The 19120-nt window shown below is 65.4% G+C and carries 13 protein-coding genes; 10 read left to right on the forward strand and 3 right to left on the reverse strand.

Annotation, left to right across the window (positions count from 1 at the left end; all coding sequences use genetic code 11):
• The first annotated feature begins 99 nt into the window (after positions 1-99).
• The 6 genes from tpx (at position 100) to DN387_RS04480 (ending at position 12150) form a co-directional block, all read left to right on the forward strand.
• Positions 100-600, forward strand: a complete 501-nt coding sequence (gene tpx, locus DN387_RS04455; RefSeq protein ID WP_043861433.1) for a thiol peroxidase — start codon at positions 100-102, stop codon at positions 598-600.
• A gap of 256 nt (positions 601-856) precedes the next feature.
• On the forward strand, positions 857-2143 hold the full coding sequence (locus tag DN387_RS04460; RefSeq protein ID WP_043861434.1) for an MdtA/MuxA family multidrug efflux RND transporter periplasmic adaptor subunit: 1287 nt from the start codon (positions 857-859) through the stop codon (positions 2141-2143).
• Entirely contained in the window at positions 2140-5238 is a 3099-nt protein-coding gene (locus DN387_RS04465) for an MdtB/MuxB family multidrug efflux RND transporter permease subunit (protein ID WP_054914581.1), read from the forward strand. The genes DN387_RS04460 and DN387_RS04465 overlap by 4 nt, the downstream gene beginning before the upstream one ends.
• Entirely contained in the window at positions 5235-8342 is a 3108-nt protein-coding gene (locus tag DN387_RS04470) for an efflux RND transporter permease subunit (protein WP_043861436.1), read from the forward strand. The genes DN387_RS04465 and DN387_RS04470 overlap by 4 nt, the downstream gene beginning before the upstream one ends.
• The gene (locus DN387_RS04475; protein ID WP_054914580.1) at positions 8339-9841 is read left to right on the forward strand and encodes an efflux transporter outer membrane subunit; all 1503 of its coding nucleotides are present in this window, start codon (positions 8339-8341) and stop codon (positions 9839-9841) included. Before DN387_RS04470 ends, DN387_RS04475 begins: the two co-directional genes overlap by 4 nt.
• A gap of 230 nt (positions 9842-10071) precedes the next feature.
• Positions 10072-12150, forward strand: a complete 2079-nt coding sequence (locus DN387_RS04480) for a bifunctional diguanylate cyclase/phosphodiesterase (RefSeq protein ID WP_058540139.1) — start codon at positions 10072-10074, stop codon at positions 12148-12150.
• A 9-nt stretch (positions 12151-12159) separates the two neighbouring features.
• Here DN387_RS04480 and DN387_RS04485 read toward each other — a convergent pair whose 3' ends face one another.
• Positions 12160-12417 carry a DUF1652 domain-containing protein gene (locus DN387_RS04485; RefSeq protein WP_043861439.1) on the reverse strand — a complete coding sequence of 86 codons (258 nt, stop codon included), beginning with the start codon at positions 12415-12417 and terminating at the stop codon, positions 12160-12162.
• Between the two features lie 278 nt (positions 12418-12695).
• Complete coding sequence (locus tag DN387_RS04490; protein WP_054914577.1) at positions 12696-13343, reverse strand: DUF1345 domain-containing protein; 648 nt, start codon at positions 13341-13343, stop codon at positions 12696-12698.
• 81 nt (positions 13344-13424) lie between these two features.
• Here DN387_RS04490 and DN387_RS04495 point away from each other — a divergent pair, with 81 nt between their 5' ends.
• From DN387_RS04495 to yiaY, 4 genes are all read left to right on the forward strand, one after another.
• On the forward strand, positions 13425-14096 hold the full coding sequence (locus DN387_RS04495) for a DUF3313 domain-containing protein (protein WP_043861440.1): 672 nt from the start codon (positions 13425-13427) through the stop codon (positions 14094-14096).
• A 157-nt stretch (positions 14097-14253) separates the two neighbouring features.
• Positions 14254-14706 carry a PACE efflux transporter gene (locus DN387_RS04500; RefSeq protein WP_043861441.1) on the forward strand — a complete coding sequence of 151 codons (453 nt, stop codon included), beginning with the start codon at positions 14254-14256 and terminating at the stop codon, positions 14704-14706.
• A 190-nt stretch (positions 14707-14896) separates the two neighbouring features.
• On the forward strand, positions 14897-16459 hold the full coding sequence (gene ilvA, locus DN387_RS04505; protein WP_054914575.1) for a threonine ammonia-lyase, biosynthetic: 1563 nt from the start codon (positions 14897-14899) through the stop codon (positions 16457-16459).
• A gap of 78 nt (positions 16460-16537) precedes the next feature.
• Positions 16538-17686, forward strand: coding sequence for an L-threonine dehydrogenase (gene yiaY, locus DN387_RS04510; protein ID WP_054914574.1), 1149 nt, complete (start codon positions 16538-16540; stop codon positions 17684-17686).
• A gap of 80 nt (positions 17687-17766) precedes the next feature.
• Here yiaY and DN387_RS04515 read toward each other — a convergent pair whose 3' ends face one another.
• Positions 17767-19119 carry a GntP family permease gene (locus DN387_RS04515; protein WP_043861444.1) on the reverse strand — a complete coding sequence of 451 codons (1353 nt, stop codon included), beginning with the start codon at positions 19117-19119 and terminating at the stop codon, positions 17767-17769.
• Position 19120 lies beyond the last annotated feature (1 nt).

The following is a 19120-nucleotide window of genomic DNA, read 5'->3' on the forward strand; positions in this document are numbered from 1 at the left end:
TCTCTGGATATTCAACAATTTATCGCTGCCCCATAGGTGTCGGGGCACTTTCATGCTTAACTCTGGTCCTTTACTCACCCCCGCATAAGGACTTCTTTCATGGCTCAAGTGACTCTCAAAGGCAACCCGGTTCAGGTCAACGGCGAACTGCCGAAAGTCGGTGCCCAGGCACCTGCGTTTTCCCTGGTGGCGGGCGACCTGTCCGACGTGACCCTGGCTTCCTTCGCCGGCAAGCGTAAAGTGCTGAACATCTTCCCGAGCGTCGACACCCCAACCTGCGCCACCTCGGTGCGCCAGTTCAACGCCAAGGCCAACGAACTGGCCAACACCGTGGTACTGTGCATCTCGGCCGACCTGCCGTTCGCCCAGGCACGCTTCTGCGGCGCCGAAGGCCTGGAAAACGTCAAGAACCTGTCCACCCTGCGTGGTGCCGAATTCATCCAGAACTACGGCGTGGCCATCGCCGACGGCCCGCTCAAGGGCCTGACTGCCCGTGCAGTCGTGGTACTGGACGAAAACGACAAGGTGCTGCACGCCGAACTGGTCAAGGAAATCGCCGAAGAGCCGAACTACGACGCGGCGCTGGCGGTACTGAAGTAACGCATTCAGGCACCGCGAGTTTTCATGCACCGCATGGATGCCTTCGCTGGCAAGCCAGCTCCCACAGGGGGGCGGTGTTGAAATAGAAAGGTTATTTGAAAAAAGTTGTAACGGCCTGGCCTTAGCCCAGGCCGTTTTTATTTATAGTTCAGCACTTTGCCAACGTCAGCTCTAGGTAAATAGCCGGTAAAGGCGCTTTGCTAAAACCGCTCTACTGCTTATCGTTCAGCCTCCTCAAGAGAAGTCTTTCCGCACAATGGCCGATCAACCGATGCAAACCGCCCGTCCTCGTCACTCCCGTCGCTGGCTGCTGAGCCTGCTGGTCCTGCTGCTGATTGCCGGCCTGTGCTGGGTATTCTGGCCTTCATCGCCGGCGAACAAGGCCCCGGGCGCAGGCAAGCCGGGGGGCGGGCGGCCAGGTTTCGGCGCGTTCGGCGGGCCGGTACCGGTGCGTGTGGCGCCGGCCACCGTGGGCGACTTCCCGCTGTACTACAAGGCCCTGGGCACCGTGACCGCGACCAACACGGTCAACGTGCGCAGCCGCGTGGGCGGCGAGCTGGTCAAGATCAACTTCAAGGAAGGCCAGCGGGTCAAGGCCGGCGACCTGCTGGCAGAGATCGACCCGCGCAGCTACCAGATCGCCCTGCAGCAGGCCGAAGGCACCCTGGCACAGAACCAGGCGCAGCTGAAAAACGCCCAGATCGACCTTGAGCGCTACAAGGGCCTGTTCGCCGAAGACAGCATCGCCAAGCAGACCCTCGATACCCAGGCCGCGCTGGTAGCCCAGTACCAGGGCACCATCAAGACCAACCAGGCGGCGGTGGGCGATGCCAGGCTCAACCTCGACTTCACCAGGATTCGTGCCCCCATCAGCGGGCGCCTGGGCCTGCGCCAGCTGGACGTCGGCAACCTGGTGGCGGCCAACGACACCACGGCACTGGTGGTGATCACCCAGACCCAGCCGATCACCGTGGTCTTCACCCTGCCGGAAACCGAGCTGAGCACCGTGCTGTCGCGCTACCGCAGCGGGGCCCAGCTGCCGGTGCAGGCGTGGGACCGCGGCGACACCCAGCAGCTCTCGGTGGGCGTGCTGAGCAGCCTGGACAACCAGATCGACACCACCACCGGCACCCTGAAGTTCAAGGCCGGGTTCGAAAACCAGGATGAAATGCTGTTCCCCAACCAGTTCGTCAACGTGCGCCTGCTGGCCGACACCTTGAAGGACGTGGTGCTGGCGCCATCGGCCGCGATGCAGTTCGGCACCAACGGCACCTTCGCCTACGTGATGGACGGCGACAACAAGGTGACCATCCGCAGCCTCAAGCTCGGCGCCAGCGACGGCGACCTCACGGTGGTCAAGGAAGGCCTGGCCAAAGGCGAGCGCGTGGTGCTCGAAGGCACCGACCGCCTGCGTGACGGCAGCGAGGTGGAAGTGGTCAACGACAGCAGCGACGTGCCCGCCACTCCAGGCCAGCACCTGCAGGGCCAGGACAAGAAAGACCTCTCGGCCACGCCGGGCGAGCAGGGCAAGGCTGGCGCATGAACCTTTCGCGGCTGTTCATCCTGCGCCCGGTCGCCACCACGCTGAGCATGCTTGCCATCGTGCTGGCCGGCCTGATCGCCTACACGTTGCTGCCCGTGGCGGCCTTGCCCCAGGTCGATTACCCGACCATCCGGGTCATCACTCTGTACCCCGGTGCCAGCCCGCAGGTGATGACTAGCGCCGTCACCGCGCCGCTGGAGCGCCAGTTCGGGCAGATGCCCGGGCTTACCCAGATGGCCTCGACCAGTTCGGGCGGTGCCTCGGTACTGACCCTGCGCTTCAGCCTCGAAATGAACATGGACGTCGCCGAGCAGCAGGTGCAGGCGGCGATCAACGCAGCCAGCAACCTGTTGCCCAGCGACCTGCCGGCGCCGCCGGTGTACAACAAGGTCAACCCGGCCGATACCCCGGTACTGACCCTGGCCATCACCAGCAAGACCATGCTGCTGCCCAAGCTCAACGACCTGGTCGACACGCGCATGGCGCAGAAGATCGCACAGATCAGCGGTGTGGGCATGGTCAGCATCGCCGGTGGCCAGCGCCAGGCGGTACGCATCAAGGTCAACCCTGACGCGCTGGCCTCGGCCGGGCTGAACCTGGCCGACGTGCGCACCCTGATCGGCGCCTCCAACGTCAACCAGCCCAAGGGCAACTTCGACGGCCCCACGCGGGTCTCGATGCTCGACGCCAACGACCAGCTGCGCTCCCCCGAGGAATACGCCAACCTGATCCTGGCCTACAAGAACGGTGCGCCGCTGCGCCTGAAGGACGTTGCCGAGATCGTCGACGGCGCCGAGAACGAGCGCCTGGCGGCCTGGGCCAACCAGAGCCAGGCAGTGCTGCTGAACATCCAGCGCCAGCCTGGGGCCAACGTCATCGAGGTGGTCGACCGGATCAAGGCGCTGCTGCCGTCGATCACCGACAACCTGCCGGCGGGGCTGGACGTGGTGGTGCTCACCGACCGCACCCAGACCATCCGTGCTTCGGTCAAGGATGTGCAGCACGAGCTGCTGATCGCCATCGTGCTGGTGGTGCTGGTGACCTTCCTGTTCCTGCGCCGGGCCAGCGCCACCCTCATCCCGTCGATCGCCGTGCCACTGTCGCTGATCGGCACTTTCGGCGTGATGTACCTGGCCGGGTTCTCGATCAACAACCTCACGCTGATGGCCCTGACCATCGCCACCGGCTTCGTGGTGGACGATGCCATCGTGATGCTGGAGAACATCTCGCGGCATATCGAGGAGGGCGAGACGCCGATGCAGGCCGCGCTCAAGGGCGCCCGGCAGATCGGCTTCACCCTGATCTCGCTGACCTTCTCGCTGATCGCGGTACTGATCCCGCTGCTGTTCATGGCCGACGTGGTGGGGCGGTTGTTCCGCGAGTTCGCCATCACCCTGGCGGTGGCGATCCTGATCTCGCTGGTGGTGTCGCTGACCCTCACGCCGATGATGTGCGCGCGCCTGCTCAAGCGCGAGCCCAGGGAAGAGGAACAGGGGCGCTTCTATCGCGCCAGCGGTGCCTGGATCGACTGGATGATCGCCCACTATGGTCGCGGCCTGCAGTGGGTGCTGCGCCACCAGCCGCTGACCCTGCTGGTGGCGGTGGCGACCCTGGGCCTGACCGTGCTGCTGTACCTGGCGGTGCCCAAGGGCTTTTTCCCGGTGCAGGACACCGGGGTGATCCAGGGTATTTCCGAAGCCCCGCAGTCGATCTCGTTCGCCGCCATGAGCCAGCGCCAGCAGGAACTGAGCGCGGTGATCCTGCAGGACCCGGCCGTGCAGAGCCTGTCGTCGTACATCGGCGTCGACGGCGACAACGCCACGCTCAACAGCGGCCGGTTGCTGATCAACCTCAAGCCCCACGGCGAGCGCGACATCACTGCCTCGCAGGTCATCACCCGTTTGCAACCGCAACTGGACAAGCTGGTGGGCATTCGCCTGTTCATGCAGCCGGTGCAGGACCTGAGCATCGAAGACCGCGTCAGCCGCACCCAGTACCAGTTCAGCCTGTCGTCGCCGGATGCCGACCTGCTCGCGCAGTGGAGCGGCAAGCTGGTGGATGCGTTGCATGATCGCTCCGAGCTGACCGATGTGGCCAGCGACCTGCAGGACAAGGGCCTGCAGGTGTTTCTGGTGATCGACCGCGACGCCGCCAGCCGTCTGGGCATCAACGTGTCGGAAATCACCAACGCGCTGTACGACGCCTTCGGCCAGCGCCAGATCTCCACCATCTATACCCAGGCCAGCCAGTACCGCGTGGTGCTGCAGGCCGCTGCGGCGGCCGACCTTGGGCCCAGGGTGCTCGACCAGATCTACGTCAAGACCACCGATGGCGCGCAGGTGCGCCTGTCGAGCCTGGCCCATGTGGAGCAGCGCCAGGCGCAACTGGCCATTGCCCACATCGGCCAGTTCCCGGCGGTGATGATGTCGTTCAACCTGGCCGAAGGCGTGTCGCTGGGCGAGGGCGTCAAGGTCATCGAGCAGGTGCAGCAGCAGATCGGCATGCCGCTGGGCGTGCAGACCCGCTTCCAGGGCGCGGCCGAAGCCTTCCAGGCGTCGCTGTCGAGCACCCTGCTGCTGATTCTGGCGGCGGTGGTGACCATGTACATCGTGCTCGGCGTGCTCTACGAGAGCTACATCCACCCGGTGACCATCCTTTCGACCCTGCCCTCGGCCGCAGTGGGCGCGCTGCTGGCCTTGATGATCAGTGGCAACGACCTGGGCATGATCGCGATCATCGGTATCATCCTGCTGATCGGTATCGTCAAGAAGAACGCGATCATGATGATCGACTTTGCCCTGGAGGCCGAACGCAACCAGGGCATGGACCCGCAGACGGCGATCTACCAGGCGGCGCTGCTGCGCTTCCGGCCGATCCTGATGACCACCCTGGCGGCGCTGTTCGGGGCCATCCCGCTGATGCTCGCCACCGGCTCGGGCGCCGAGCTGCGCCAGCCGCTGGGCCTGGTGATGGTTGGCGGGCTGCTGGTGAGCCAGGTGCTGACGCTGTTCACCACGCCGGTGATCTACCTGTACTTCGACCGCCTGGCGCGTCGCTGGCGCCGTCAGCCTGACCCGCAACAGGCCGACGCATGAACCTCTCCGGCCCGTTTATCCGTCGCCCGGTGGCGACCATGCTGCTGAGCCTGGCCATCATGCTGCTGGGCGGGGTCAGCTTCGGCCTGCTGCCGGTGGCGCCGCTGCCGCAGATGGACTTCCCGGTGATCGTGGTGTCGGCCAGCCTGCCCGGGGCCAGCCCCGAGGTGATGGCCTCCACCGTGGCAACCCCGCTGGAACGCTCGCTGGGCAGCATCGCCGGGGTCAACACCCTGACCAGCCGTTCCAGCCAGGGCTCCACGCGGGTGATCCTGGGCTTCGACATGGGGCGCGACATCGATGGCGCCGCACGCGAGGTGCAGGCGGCCATCAATGCCACGCGCAACCTGCTGCCCAGCGGCATGAAGAGCATGCCCACCTACAACAAGTTCAACCCGGCCCAGGCACCGATCATGGTGCTGTCGCTGACCTCCGATGTGCTGCAGAAGGGCCAGCTCTACGACCTGGCCTCCACCATCCTGTCCCAGAGCCTGTCCCAGGTGCCGGGTGTGGGCGAGGTGCAGATCGGCGGCAGTTCGCTGCCGGCGGTGCGTATCGAGCTTGAGCCGCAACTGCTCAACCAGTACGGCGTGAGCCTGGACGATGTGCGCCAGACCATCGCCAACGCCAACGTGCGCCGGCCCAAGGGCTTCATCGAGGACACCCAGCGCAGCTGGCAGGTACAGGCCAACGATCAACTGGAGAAAGCCAAGGACTACGGCCCGCTGGTGATTCGCTACCAGGACGGCTCGGTGCTGCGCCTGAGCCACGTGGCCAAGGTCACCGATGGCGTGGAGAACCGCTACAACAGCGGCTTCTTCAACGACAAGGACGCGGTGCTGCTGGTGATCAACCGCCAGACCGGCGCCAACATCATCAAGACCATCGAGAGCATCAAGGAGCAGTTGCCGGCGTTGCAGGACCTGATGCCGGCCAGCGTGCAACTGAACGTGGCCATGGACCGCTCGCCGGTGATCAAGGCCACCCTCAAGGAGGCCGAACACACGCTGCTGATCGCCGTGGCGCTGGTGATCCTGGTGGTCTTCCTGTTCCTGGGCAACCTGCGCGCCTCGCTGATCCCGACCCTGGCGGTGCCGGTGTCGCTGGTGGGCACCTTCGCGGTGATGTACCTGTGCGGGTTCTCGCTCAACAACCTGTCGCTGATGGCGCTGATTCTCGCCACCGGGCTGGTGGTGGACGACGCCATCGTGGTGCTGGAGAACATCTCGCGGCATATCGACGAAGGCGTCGCGCCGCTGGCCGCGGCCTTCCTCGGCGCCAAGGAGGTGGGCTTCACGCTGCTGGCGATGAACGCCTCGCTGGTGGCGGTGTTCGTCTCGATCCTGTTCATGGGCGGCATCGTCGAGTCGTTGTTCCGCGAGTTCTCCATCACCCTGGCGGCGGCCATCCTGGTGTCGCTGGTGGTGTCGCTGACGCTCACGCCGATGCTCTGCGCGCGCTGGCTCAAACCTCACGCCCCCGGCGAGCAGACCCGCCTGCAGCGCTGGAGCGAGCGTCTCAACCAGCGCATGATGGCCGGCTACGACCGCAGCCTGGGCTGGGCGCTGCGCCATCGCCGCCTGACCCTGCTGAGCCTGCTGGTGACCATCGTGGTCAACGTGGCGCTGTACGTGGTGGTGCCCAAGACCCTGATGCCGCAGCAGGACACCGGCCAGCTGATGGGCTTTGTGCGGGGTGACGACGGGCTGTCGTTCGCGGTGATGCAGCCGAAGATGGAAATCTACCGGCGCGCCTTGCTCAAGGACCCGGCCGTGCAGAGCGTGGCCGGTTTCATCGGCGGCAACAGCGGCATCAACAACGCCATGGTGCTGGTGCGCCTCAAGCCGATCAAGGAGCGCAAGGAGTCGGCGCAGAAGATCATCGAGCGCCTGCGCAAGGAGATGCCCAAGGTACCCGGCGGGCGGCTGTTCCTGATGGCCGACCAGGACCTGCAGTTTGGCGGTGGCCGCGAGCAGAGCAGCTCGCAGTTTCTCTACACCCTGCAAAGTGGCGAGCTGACGGCGTTGCGCGAGTGGTACCCGAAGGTGGTGGCGGCGTTCAAGGCGCTGCCGGAGCTGACGGCCATCGACGCCCGCGAAGGCAGCGGCACCCAGCAGGTGACCCTGGTGGTCGATCGCGAGCAGGCCAAGCGCCTGGGCATCGACATGAACATGGTCACCGCCGTGCTCAACAACGCCTACAGCCAGCGCCAGATCTCGACCATCTACGACAGCCTCAACCAGTACCAGGTGGTGATGGAGGTCAACCCCAAGTATGCGCAGGACCCGCGCACCCTGGAGCAGGTCCAGGTGATCACCGCCGACGGCGCGCGCGTGCCGCTGTCGACCTTTGCCCATTACGAGAACAGCCTGGCCGAGGACCGTGTCAGCCACGAGGGGCAGTTCGCCTCCGAGGACATCTCGTTCGACCTCGCAGAAGGCGTCAGCCAGGACGTGGCGCTGGCCGCGGTGGAGCGCGCGGTGGCCAAGGTCGGCCTGCCCGAGGACGTGATCGCCAAGCTTGGCGGTACCGGCGATGCCTTCACCAAGAGCCAGGAGGGCCAGCCCTGGATGATCCTCGGCGCCTTGCTGGCGGTGTACCTGGTGCTGGGGATTCTGTATGAAAGCTACATTCACCCGCTGACCATCCTCTCGACCCTGCCGTCGGCCGGGGTAGGGGCGCTGCTGACGCTGTACGTGGTCGGCAGCGAATTCAGCCTGATCTCGCTGCTGGGGCTGTTCCTGCTGATCGGGGTGGTGAAGAAGAACGCGATTCTGATGATCGACCTGGCCCTGCAGCTGGAGCGCCATGAAGGGCTGAGCCCGCAGGAGTCGATTCGTCGGGCCTGCCTGCTGCGTCTGCGGCCGATCCTGATGACCACCCTGGCGGCGATCCTGGGCGCCTTGCCGTTACTGCTGAGCACCGCCGAGGGCGCCGAGATGCGCCAGCCGCTGGGCCTGACCATCATTGGCGGGCTGGTGTTCAGCCAGATCCTCACGCTTTACACCACTCCGGTGGTCTACCTCTATCTGGACCGCCTGCGCCATCGCTTCAATCACTGGCGTGGCGTGCGTACCGACGCTGCTTTGGAAACCCCGCTATGACCCGACCTGCCGATGTTTGTCCACCTTCCCTGCAGCGCGTGCTGGCGGCCCGTGGTTCGCGCCTGCTGACCTCGGCCCTGTGCCTGGCGATGCTCAGCGCCTGTACCCTGAGCCCCGACTACCACCGGCCGCAGGCGCCGGAGCCGGTGGCGTTCAAGTACGCCGAGGGCTGGACCCAGGCCAACCCGTCCGACGCCCTGGCGCGCGGGGCCTGGTGGGAGCTGTACGGCGATGCGCAGCTCAACGGTCTGGTCGAGCAGCTCAATGCCAACAACCAGACGGTGGCCCAGTACGAGGCGCAATACCGCCAGGCCCAGACCCTGGTGCGCAGCGCCCGGGCTTCGCTGTTTCCCAGCCTCGACCTGAGCGCCGGCAAGACCCGCTCCAGCCAGGGCACCGGCAGCAGCAGTTCGAGCCTGAGCAACAACAGCAGCGGTATCCGAGACACGTACAGCGCCCAGCTGGGCGTGAGCTGGGAAGCCGACCTGTGGGGCAAGCTGCGTGAGGGCCTGAACGCCAACGAGGCGAGTGCCGAGGCGAGCCTGGCGGACCTGGCGGCGATACGCCTGAGCCTGCAGTCGGAGCTGGTGCAAAACTACCTGCAGCTGCGTGTGATCGACGAGCAGAAGCGCCTGCTCGAGGCCACGCTGGCGGCCTATCAGCGTTCGCTGACCATGACCCAGAACCAGTACCGCGCCGGGGTTTCGGGCAAGGACGCGGTGGCCCAGGCACAGACCCAGCTCAAGAGCACCCAGGCCGACCTGATCGACCTGATCTGGCAACGTGCGCAGTTCGAGAATGCGATTGCCGTGCTGATGGGCAAGGCGCCGGCCGAATTTGCCCTGGCGCCGAGCACCACCATACCGGCCTTGCCGCAGATCCCGCTGGCGCTGCCGTCGCAGCTGCTGGAGCGCCGCCCCGACATTGCCTCGGCCGAGCGCAAGGTGATGGCGGCCAACGCCAATATCGGCGTGGCGCGGGCGGCGTACTTCCCGGACCTGACCCTGAGCATGAGCGGTGGCTACAGCAGTAGCAGCTTCAGCGACTGGATCAGCTTGCCGAACCGATTCTGGTCGGTGGGGCCGCAGTTGGCCGTGACCCTGTTCGATGCCGGCAAGCGCTCGGCCGAGGTCGACCGTACCAAGGCCGTGTATGACCAGACTGTGGCGCAGTACCGTCAGAGCGTGCTGGATGGCTTCCAGGAGGTGGAAAACTACCTGGTGCAGCTGAAGGTGTATGCCGATGAGGCGCAGGTGCGCGATGAGGCGCTGGCGTCGGCGCGCGAGTCGCTGCGCCTGACCGAGAACCAGTACAAGGCGGGCCTGATCGGGTATCTGGACGTGGTGAACGTGCAGACCACCGCGTTGAGCAATGAACGCAGCGTGCTGAACCTGCTGCAGGGCCGGCTGGTGGCCAGCGTGCAGTTGATTGCGGCGTTGGGGGGCGGCTGGGAGGCAGCCAGCCTCGCTGCTGAAGACCGTACCGCGACCGACAGGTAGTGTGCGTCGAGGCGTTCGCCGGCAACGCCGGCGCCTACAGGCCGCGGTGTGATTGTAGGAGCCAGCCTTGCTGGCGAAGGCCGCGACGCGGTTCCAAAGCCTGATGGCCATTCGCCAAAAACATCCCGCCATCCCTCGGAAACTCCGTGCGTTTCGCTAAAGGTTGAGTACAATCATCGGTTTTTTCACCGGGCCGGGACAGCGCCCGTCAACCGGGCCTTGGAACCTTCATGCTCAACGGTAGTTATTCCTCCTCGCTGGTCCTGATTTCGCTGTGCGTGGCGATTCTGGCGTCCTACACGGCGCTGGACCTGACCGGGCGCATCGCCACCGCCAAGGGCCGTGCCGCGTACCTGTGGATGGTCGGCGGTGCTCTGGCCCTGGGCACCGGGATCTGGTCGATGCACTTCATCGGCATGCTTGCCTTCAGCCTGCCCATCGAGCTGGGCTACGACCTGAGCCTCACCGCGCTGTCGCTGGTGATCTCGGTGCTTTCGTCGGGCTTCGCACTGTGGCTGGTGAGCCAGCCGAGCCTGCCGGGCCGCGTGCTGGCGCTGGGGGCGCTGATCATGGGCGCGGGCATCAGCAGCATGCATTACACCGGCATGGCCGCCATGCAGATGCAACCGGGCATCGACTACGACCCGCTGCTGTTCGCCGCCTCGCTGTTGATTGCAGTAGGCGCGTCGGTGGCCGCACTGTGGATCGCCTTCCGCCTGCGCCGCAATACCCCGTATGTACGCCAGATTCGCGGCGGCGCCGCCGTGGTGATGGGCATTGCCATCGTCGGCATGCACTACACCGGCATGGCAGCGGCCAATTTTGCCGACGGCAGCTTCTGTGGCGCGCTGGACGGTGGGCTCAGCGGCAGTGGCCTGGACTACCTGGTGCTGATCACCACCCTGGCGGTGCTGGCGGTGGCGCTGCTGACCTCGGTGCTGGATGCACGCCTGGAGGCGCGCACTGCGGAGCTGGCGCAATCGCTGACCCTGGCCAACCAGGAGCTGACCCAGCTGGCGCTGCACGACACCCTCACCGGGCTGCCCAACCGCAGCCTGCTGACCGACCGCATCGAGCAGGCCATCGCCAAGGTGGCCGAGCAGGGCGGCTGCTTTGCGCTGATGTTCATCGACCTGGACGGGTTCAAGCCGGTCAACGACGCGTTCGGCCATCACACCGGCGACCAGTTGCTCAAGGAGGTGGCGATGCGCCTGCGCGGCCACCTGCACAGCCAGGACACCCTGGCGCGCATCGGCGGTGACGAGTTCGTGCTGCTGGTGGAACTGGACGAGCCTGAAGACGCGGTGGGGGTGGCCGCCAAGCAGGTCAACCTGGTGTCGCGCCCGTTTCGGGTGGCCGAGCAGAGCCTGCAGATCTCCGCCAGCGTCGGCATCGTGTTGTACCCCGGCAACGGCGCCGACCAGATGGAGCTGCTGCGCAATGCCGACGCGGCCATGTACCACGCCAAGAGCGCCGGCAAGAACGCCTACAGCTTTTTCGATGTGTCGATGAACAGCAACGCGCGCCTGCAGCTGCAGTTGCTGCAGGACCTGCGCATGGCGCTGGAGCAGCGCCAGTTGCGCCTGTTCTACCAGCCCAAGTTCGATGCGGTGGGGCGCCAGCCTATCGGTGCCGAGGCCCTGCTGCGCTGGGAGCACCCGCAGCACGGCATGTTGCTGCCCGATCGCTTCATCCAGCTGGCGGAAAAAACCGGGTTGATCATCCCGATCGGCGAGTGGGTGCTGGACGAGGCCTGCCGCCAGATGCGCAGCTGGATGGACCAGGGCTATGAAAACTGGCGGGTTGCAGTGAACCTGTCGGCCATCCAGTTCTGCCATGCCGGGCTGGTTGACAGCGTGGCGTCGGCCTTGCAGCGTCATCGCCTGCCGGCCAACAGCCTGACCCTGGAGATCACCGAAACCACCGCCATGCACGACGCCGATGCGAGCCTGATGGTGTTGCAGCGCCTGTCGGACATGGGCGTGGACCTGTCCATCGACGATTTCGGTACCGGCTACTCAAGCCTGATGTACTTGAAGCGCCTGCCGGCCAACGAGTTGAAGATAGACCGTGGCTTCGTGCGCGACCTGGAACAGGATAGCGACGATGCCGCGATCGTGTCGGCCATCGTGGCGCTGGGGCAGGCACTGGGGTTGAGGATTGTTGCCGAAGGGGTGGAAACCGACCGCCAGCAGGACTTCCTGACCCGTCTGGGGTGTGATTCGCTGCAAGGGTACCTGCTCGGTCAGCCGCTGCCGGCCGAGCGTTTCATGGCTGATATCGAGAGACTGGCGGTGGGGCAGGCCTGAGCGCCAGCGTCAGGCCGAGCGCAGCGCACACGAGGGCTGGAACGCTTCAAGCTCGTCTTCCACCGCTTCGATGATGCGCTCCACATCCGACGCCGCCATCAGTGTGGCGCACGGAATGCCGGCAATCGCCAGCAGGGTTTCGCCGGTGGCGCGGTCGAACACGCGCGCCACCATGCTGCGCGGTGCATCCATGCTGGCTTCAAAGCCCAGGGGATGGAAGTGCCAGCGCATCATCTGGCAGGCGTTGGGAAACGTGAGCTTGTTCATGCCGGCCTCCTTTTACAGCTGACCCCGATTCGCTGAGCATGCCTGTACCCGGGACACGCTGCCCAGGGAAGGCCAAGACCCTAACCATAGCACCGATGCGGCCGCTGTCCGCCGCTTGTTTGCGCCCCGTTGCAGGATGTTTGACCTGCGTCACAATGGCTTTTTGCTATGTGTGGGTTGCGCAAGCGTTTGCGTGGTCCTCATTGCGGCGGGTGAGGCTGTCATGGCCGCTGAAGCGGGCAGGGTGGGGCCACGGGTATTTCAGACCAGCGGCGGGCTCAGCTGAGCAGGCCGGCGGCGATGTTGATGGTGAAACCCAGAATCGCGGTGTTGAACACGAAACCGATCACCGAGTGGGCCAGCACCACGCGGCGCAGTTCACGCCCGGCGACGCCCACATCGGAGGTTTGCACCGCGACGCTGAGGGTGAACGAGAAGTAGTGGAAGTCCCAGTAATCGGGGTTGCGCTCCTCGTCTGGAAAGCGCAGCAGCGGCTGCTTGGCGGTGCTGGTGTAGAACAGGCGCGCATAGTGCAGGCTGAAGATGGTGCCGATCAGCAGCCACGAGCCGGCCACGGTGAGGCCGGTGTACAGGTAGTGCAGGGCCTGGGTGCTGCCGGTCAGGCCCTTGCTGCTGGCCAGTTGCAGGGTGACTGCGGCAAGGCTGGCGATGGCCGCGATACTCACGGTAAACAGCACCAGCCCGGCATTTTCGTCCTCGATGCAGGCCACCTTGCGCACCTGGCCCGGTTTTGCCCGCAGGGTCAGCCAGAACACCAGCAGCAGGTACAGCCAGACCCCGAGGTTCCAGCCCGCCAGGATGTGTTGCACCAGGTTGTCTGCCGGGATGAACACGCCGCCCAGGCAGCCGACCAGTGCGGCGGCGCTGAGGCGCGGGTGGGTATGGGCCAGTTTGTGGAATGCCATGTTGCCTCACGTCGATGGATGCACCGCCAACTGTAGCCTATACCTAGGAAGCCTTTCTTCAGGCGCCACTGGAGCGACCGCATGAAACACGCATTGATCATCGGCACCTTGTGCCTGGCCGGGCTGGGCCTGGCCGGTTGTTCGAGCAGCACCGTGCAGCCCGACGAGTACTCCGGGTTCCTCAAGGACTACAGCCGTCTCAAGCAGACCACCTCGCCCTCCGGTGCCACGGTGATGCGCTGGATCGACCCGAACCTCAAGCTCGACCGCTACACCAGCGTATACATCGAGCCCAGCCAGCTGTATCCCAAGCCGCAGCCTACCGCGCGGATTCCGCAGAGCACCCTGCAAGGCATCACCCACTACTACGACCAGGCGCTCAAGCGCGAGCTGGGCAAGTCGTTGCCGCTGGCCACCGGCCCTGGCCCGGGGGTGATCGTGGTACGCCCGGCGATCACGGCCGTCAGCAGCAAGACCGAGGGCCTGAAGGCATACGAAGTGATTCCGGTGGCGCTGGTGGCGGCAGCGGTGAGCACGGCCTCGGGCATCCGCGACCAGGAAACCGATATCGCCACCGAGGCGCAGTTTCTGGATGGCGGCAACAACAAGGTGCTCGCCCAGGTGGTGCGCAAGGGCAGTGGCAAGCCGCTGGAAAACGACAGCCAGGTGATGAAGGCCGACGATGTGAAGGCAGTGCTCGATGGCTGGGCGTCCGACCTGCACCAGTCCTACCTCAAGCTCAAGGGCCATTGAGCCCTGTGCCAGGCCATTCGGGGAGCCTCGCAATGGCCTGGCAGCGTGTTGGCCGGTCTGCCGGCCCCAGCGGGCCGACGACAGTTGACCGCTTCAGCATTGAAACCCGGCTTCAATCAGCCTAGCCTGCGCGGCATACCGTTGAAAGGAGCCCGTCATGCAAGGCGTTACCCGCAAGATCACCCAGGCCATTCTGTACGAAGTCATCGCGGTGGCCTGTGTCGCACCGGCCCTGGCGTTGGCCTTCGATGAGGGCATGGCCCATTCCACCGTGCTGTCGGTGATCATGTCGGGCATGGCCCTGGGCTGGAACATGCTCTACAACTACCTGTTCGAGTTCTGGGAGGCACGTCAGGCCCGACGCAGCCGCACCTTCGTGCGGCGCCTGCTGCATGCCATCGGCTTCGAGGGCGGGCTGGTGCTGATCCTGCTGCCGGTGGTGGCCTGGTGGCTGGACATCAGCCTGTGGGCGGCACTGGGCACCAACCTTGCGCTGTTCGTATTCTTCTTCGTGTACGCCTTTGTGTTCCAGTGGGGCTTCGACCGGGTGTTCGGCGTGCCCGAATCGGCGCACGAACGCGGCGTGCAAGCCTGCACGAGCGCAAAATGAATGATTGACTTGAAAAAGGCCCTGGGCTAGTTTCGCTGCCATGACCTTATTCGCAGCGTTGCCTTCGCACAGCATTATTACCGCCATTATCAGATTGGCGGGCTAGCGAGCACCTTGCACCTAACCCGCCCTGGAGGCGGGTTTTTCCTTTCTGACTCCTGGGCACTTCAAAAAAAACCAGGAGTCACCGATGACCAGCCTTACCGTCTGCCCCAGCACCTCGACCAGCGCCACCAGCCTGCTGTCGGACTACGTGCGAAGGATTCTTGCCGCACCGGTATATGACCTGGCCATCGAGACGCCCCTGCAGCCCGCCCGGGCACTGTCCGAGGCCCTGGGCAATAACGTGCTGCTCAAGCGCGAAGACCTGCAGCCGACCTTTTCCTTCAAGGTCCGCGGGGCCTACACCCGCCTCAGTCGCCTGAGCACCGAGCAGCGCGAGCGCGGGGTGATCACCGCGTCCGCCGGCAACCATGCCCAGGGCGTGGCGCTGGCCGCTCGTGAACTGGGCATGCGCGCCACCATCGTGATGCCCACCACCACTCCGGCGCTGAAGATCGAAGGGGTGCGCTCGCGTGGCGGCAATGTGGTGCTGCACGGTGACAGCTTCCCGCGGGCGCTGGCCCATGCGCTGCAACTGGCCCAGAGCGAAGGCGCCACGTTCGTGCCACCGTTCGACGACCCGGACGTGATTGCAGGGCAGGGCACCGTGGCCATGGAGATCCTGCGCCAGCAACCGGGCGAGCTGGACGCGATCTTCGTGCCGGTGGGTGGCGGCGGCCTGATCGCCGGCATCGCCGCCTACGTCAAGTACCTGCGCCCGCAGGTAAAGGTGATCGGCGTCGAGCCGCATGACTCTAACTGCCTGCAGGCCGCGCTGGCCGCTGGCGAGCGGGTGGTGCTGCCCCAGGTCGGCACCTTCGCCGACGGCGTGGCGGTGGCGCAGATCGGCGCGCATTGCTTCGAGGTGTGCCGGCATTACGTGGACGAAGTGGTCACGGTCAGCAGCGACGAGCTGTGCGCGGCCATCAAGGACATCTACGACGACACCCGCTCGATCACCGAGCCTTCCGGTGCGCTGGCGGTGGCCGGGATCAAGAAGTACGTGGCCAGCCGCGGCGTGACGGGCCAGACCCTGGTGGCAATCGACTCCGGTGCCAACGTCAACTTCGACCGCCTGCGCCATGTGGCCGAACGCGCCGAACTGGGCGAGCAGCGCGAGGCGGTCATCGCGGTGACCATCCCCGAGCAGCCGGGCAGCTTCCGTGCCTTCTGCCAGGCCCTGGGCCAGCGCCAGATCACCGAGTTCAACTACCGCTACCAGCCCGGCAAGGAGGCCCGCCTGTTCGTCGGCGTGCAGACCCATCCGCACACCGACCCGCGCGCGCAGTTGCTGGCCAGCCTGGCCGGGCAGGGCTACGAGGTGCTGGACCTGACCGAGAACGAGCTGGCCAAGTTGCATATCCGCCACACCGTGGGCGGCCACTCGGCCCCCTCGCTCGACGAGCGGGTGCTGCGCTTCGAGTTCCCGGAGCGTCCTGGCGCCTTGCTGGGCTTTCTGGAGCGCCTGGGCAAGCGCTGGAACATCAGCCTGTTCCACTACCGCAACCACGGGGCTGCCGAGGCGCGGGTGTTCGTGGCGCTGCAGGTGCCGGACGATGAGCTGGCGCAGTTGCCAGGCACCCTAGACGGCATGGGCTATCGCTACTGGGACGAGACCGACAACCCGGCCTATCGGCTGTTTCTTGGCTGACTTTGCGCTGGATCAACATGCCCTGCGGCCCACGGGCGGATCCTTGAGGCAGAGATATAAAGCCTGAGGAATACCGCCATGAGCAGCACGTTTTTCATCCCAGCCGTCAACATCATGGGCATCGACTGCCTGGACGAAGCCATGACCGCCATTGTCGGCTATGGCTTTGCCAAGGCGTTGATCGTCACCGATACCGGGCTGGCCAAGGCCGGCGTGGCACAGCGAATCGCCGAGCAGCTGGCGATGCGTGACATCGACTCGGTGGTGTTCGACGGCGCCAAGCCCAACCCGAGCATCGCCAACGTGGAGCAGGGCCTGGCGATGCTCAAGCGCGAGCACTGCGACTGCGTGATTTCGCTGGGCGGCGGTTCACCCCACGACTGCGCCAAGGGCATTGCCCTGTGTGCCACCAATGGCGGGCACATCGGCGACTACGAAGGGGTCGACCGCTCCGCCAAGCCGCAATTGCCGCTGATCGCGATCAATACCACGGCCGGTACGGCCAGCGAGATGACGCGCTTCTGCATCATCACCGACGAGGCACGCCACGTGAAAATGGCCATCGTCGACCGCAACGTCACCCCGTTGCTGTCGGTGAACGACCCGGCGCTGATGGTCGGCATGCCCAGGTCGCTGACGGCGGCCACCGGTATGGATGCACTGACCCACGCCATCGAGGCCTATGTATCCACGGCGGCCACGCCGATCACCGACGCCTGCGCACTCAAGGCCATCGAGCTGATCAGCCGCAACCTGCGCCAGGCGGTGATCGACGGGCAGGACCTGACCGCGCGGGAGAACATGGCCTATGCGCAGTTCCTCGCCGGCATGGCGTTCAACAATGCTTCGCTGGGGTTCGTGCATGCGATGGCGCATCAGCTCGGTGGCTTCTACGACCTGCCGCACGGGGTGTGCAACGCGGTGCTGCTGCCCCATGTGCAGCGGTTCAATGCGGCGGTGAGCGCGGCGCGCCTGCGTGATGTGGCACAGGCGATGGGCGTGGCGGTGGAGGGGCTGAACGCGGCGCAGGGTGCCGATGCGGCGATCCAGGCCATCGTGCAACTGAGCGACGATATCGAGATCCCGCCGGGGCTGGAGGTGCTGGGTGCGCGGGTGGCGGATGTGCCGACCCTGGCGGCCAACGCGCTCAAGGATGCCTGCGGCCTGACCAACCCGCGGCGGGCCAGCCAGGCCGAGATCGAGGCGATCTTCAAGGCAGCCTTCTAGCGCATCTTCGCTGGCAAGCCAGCTTCCACAGGGTTCTGCGGTACAGCCAGAACCTGTGGGCTGGCTTTGCGGCGATGCCGTCAAACCACCAGCGACAACAGCATGATGAAGATGATGCCCACCACCGACAGGATGGTTTCCATCATGCTCCAGGTCTTGAAGGTTTCGGCCACGGTCATGTTGAAGTACTGCTTGACCAGCCAGAAACCCGCATCGTTGACATGCGACAGGATCAGCGAGCCGGCCCCCGTGGCCAGCACCAACAGCTCGCGGTTCACGCCCGGTATCATGCCGATCACCGGGGCCACGATACCCGCACCGGTAATGGTCGCCACCGTCGCCGATCCCGTGGCGATGCGAATCACCGCCGCCACCAGCCAGGCCAGCATGATCGGCGAGATCTGCGCCTGCACCGCCATCTGACCGATCACGTTGCCCACACCGGTATCCACCAGCATCTGCTTGAAGCCGCCCCCAGCCCCCACGATCAGCACGATTGCCGCCGTAGGCGCCAGGCTCTGGTCGAGCATCTTCATGATCTGCTGGCGACTGAAGCCCTGGGCCGAGCCGAAGGTGTAGAAGGCCAGCAGCAGGGCTGCCAGCAGCGCCGTGATCGGGTGCCCGATCAGGTCCATCCACTGGCGAAAGATGTGCTCGGCCGGCAGTACCACGTCGGCGAAGGTCTTGAGCAGCATCAGGAACACCGGCAGCAGGATGGTTACCAGCGTGATGGCGAAGCTGGGCAGTTGCGTGCGCTCGGCTTCGCGGGCGATCTGGTCCATCAGCTCCTGGGACGGCGAGCCGGGGATGTACCGCGAAATGAACGTGCCGTACAGCGGCCCGGCGATGATCGCCGTGGGCAGCGCCACGATCAGCCCGTAGAAGATGGTCTTGCCGATGTCGGCGCCGAACACGCCGATGGCCAGCAGCGGGCCCGGGTGCGGCGGCACCAGCCCGTGCACCACCGACAGCCCGGCCAGCAGCGGAATGCCGATCTTGATCAGCGATACCCCGGTGCGCCGGGCCACGATGAACACCAGGGGTATCAGCAGCACGAAGCCGATTTCGAAGAACAGCGGGATGCCCACCAGGAAGGCGGCGAACATCATGGCCCAGTGCACCTTCTGCTTGCCGAAGGCGCGAATCAGGGTTTGCGCGATCTGGTCGGCGCCGCCGGAATCGGCCATCAGCTTGCCGAGCATGGTGCCCAGTGCCAGCACGATCCCGACAAAGCCGAGTACGCCCCCGAAACCGTCCTGGAACGACTTCATCACTTTGGCTACCGGCATGCCGGAGGTCAGGCCCAGAAAGCCCGCGGCCAGGGTCAGCGCCACGAAAGGGTGCACCTTGAAGTGGGTGATCAGCAGCACCAGGCCGATGATGGTCACCAGTGCATCAAGCAAGAGGTAGGTATCAGTTGCCAGACCGAACATG

It is taken from the genome of Pseudomonas sp. FBF18 (genome assembly GCF_024261405.1).
GTDB classification, from domain to species: Bacteria; Pseudomonadota; Gammaproteobacteria; order Pseudomonadales; family Pseudomonadaceae; genus Aquipseudomonas; species Aquipseudomonas palmensis.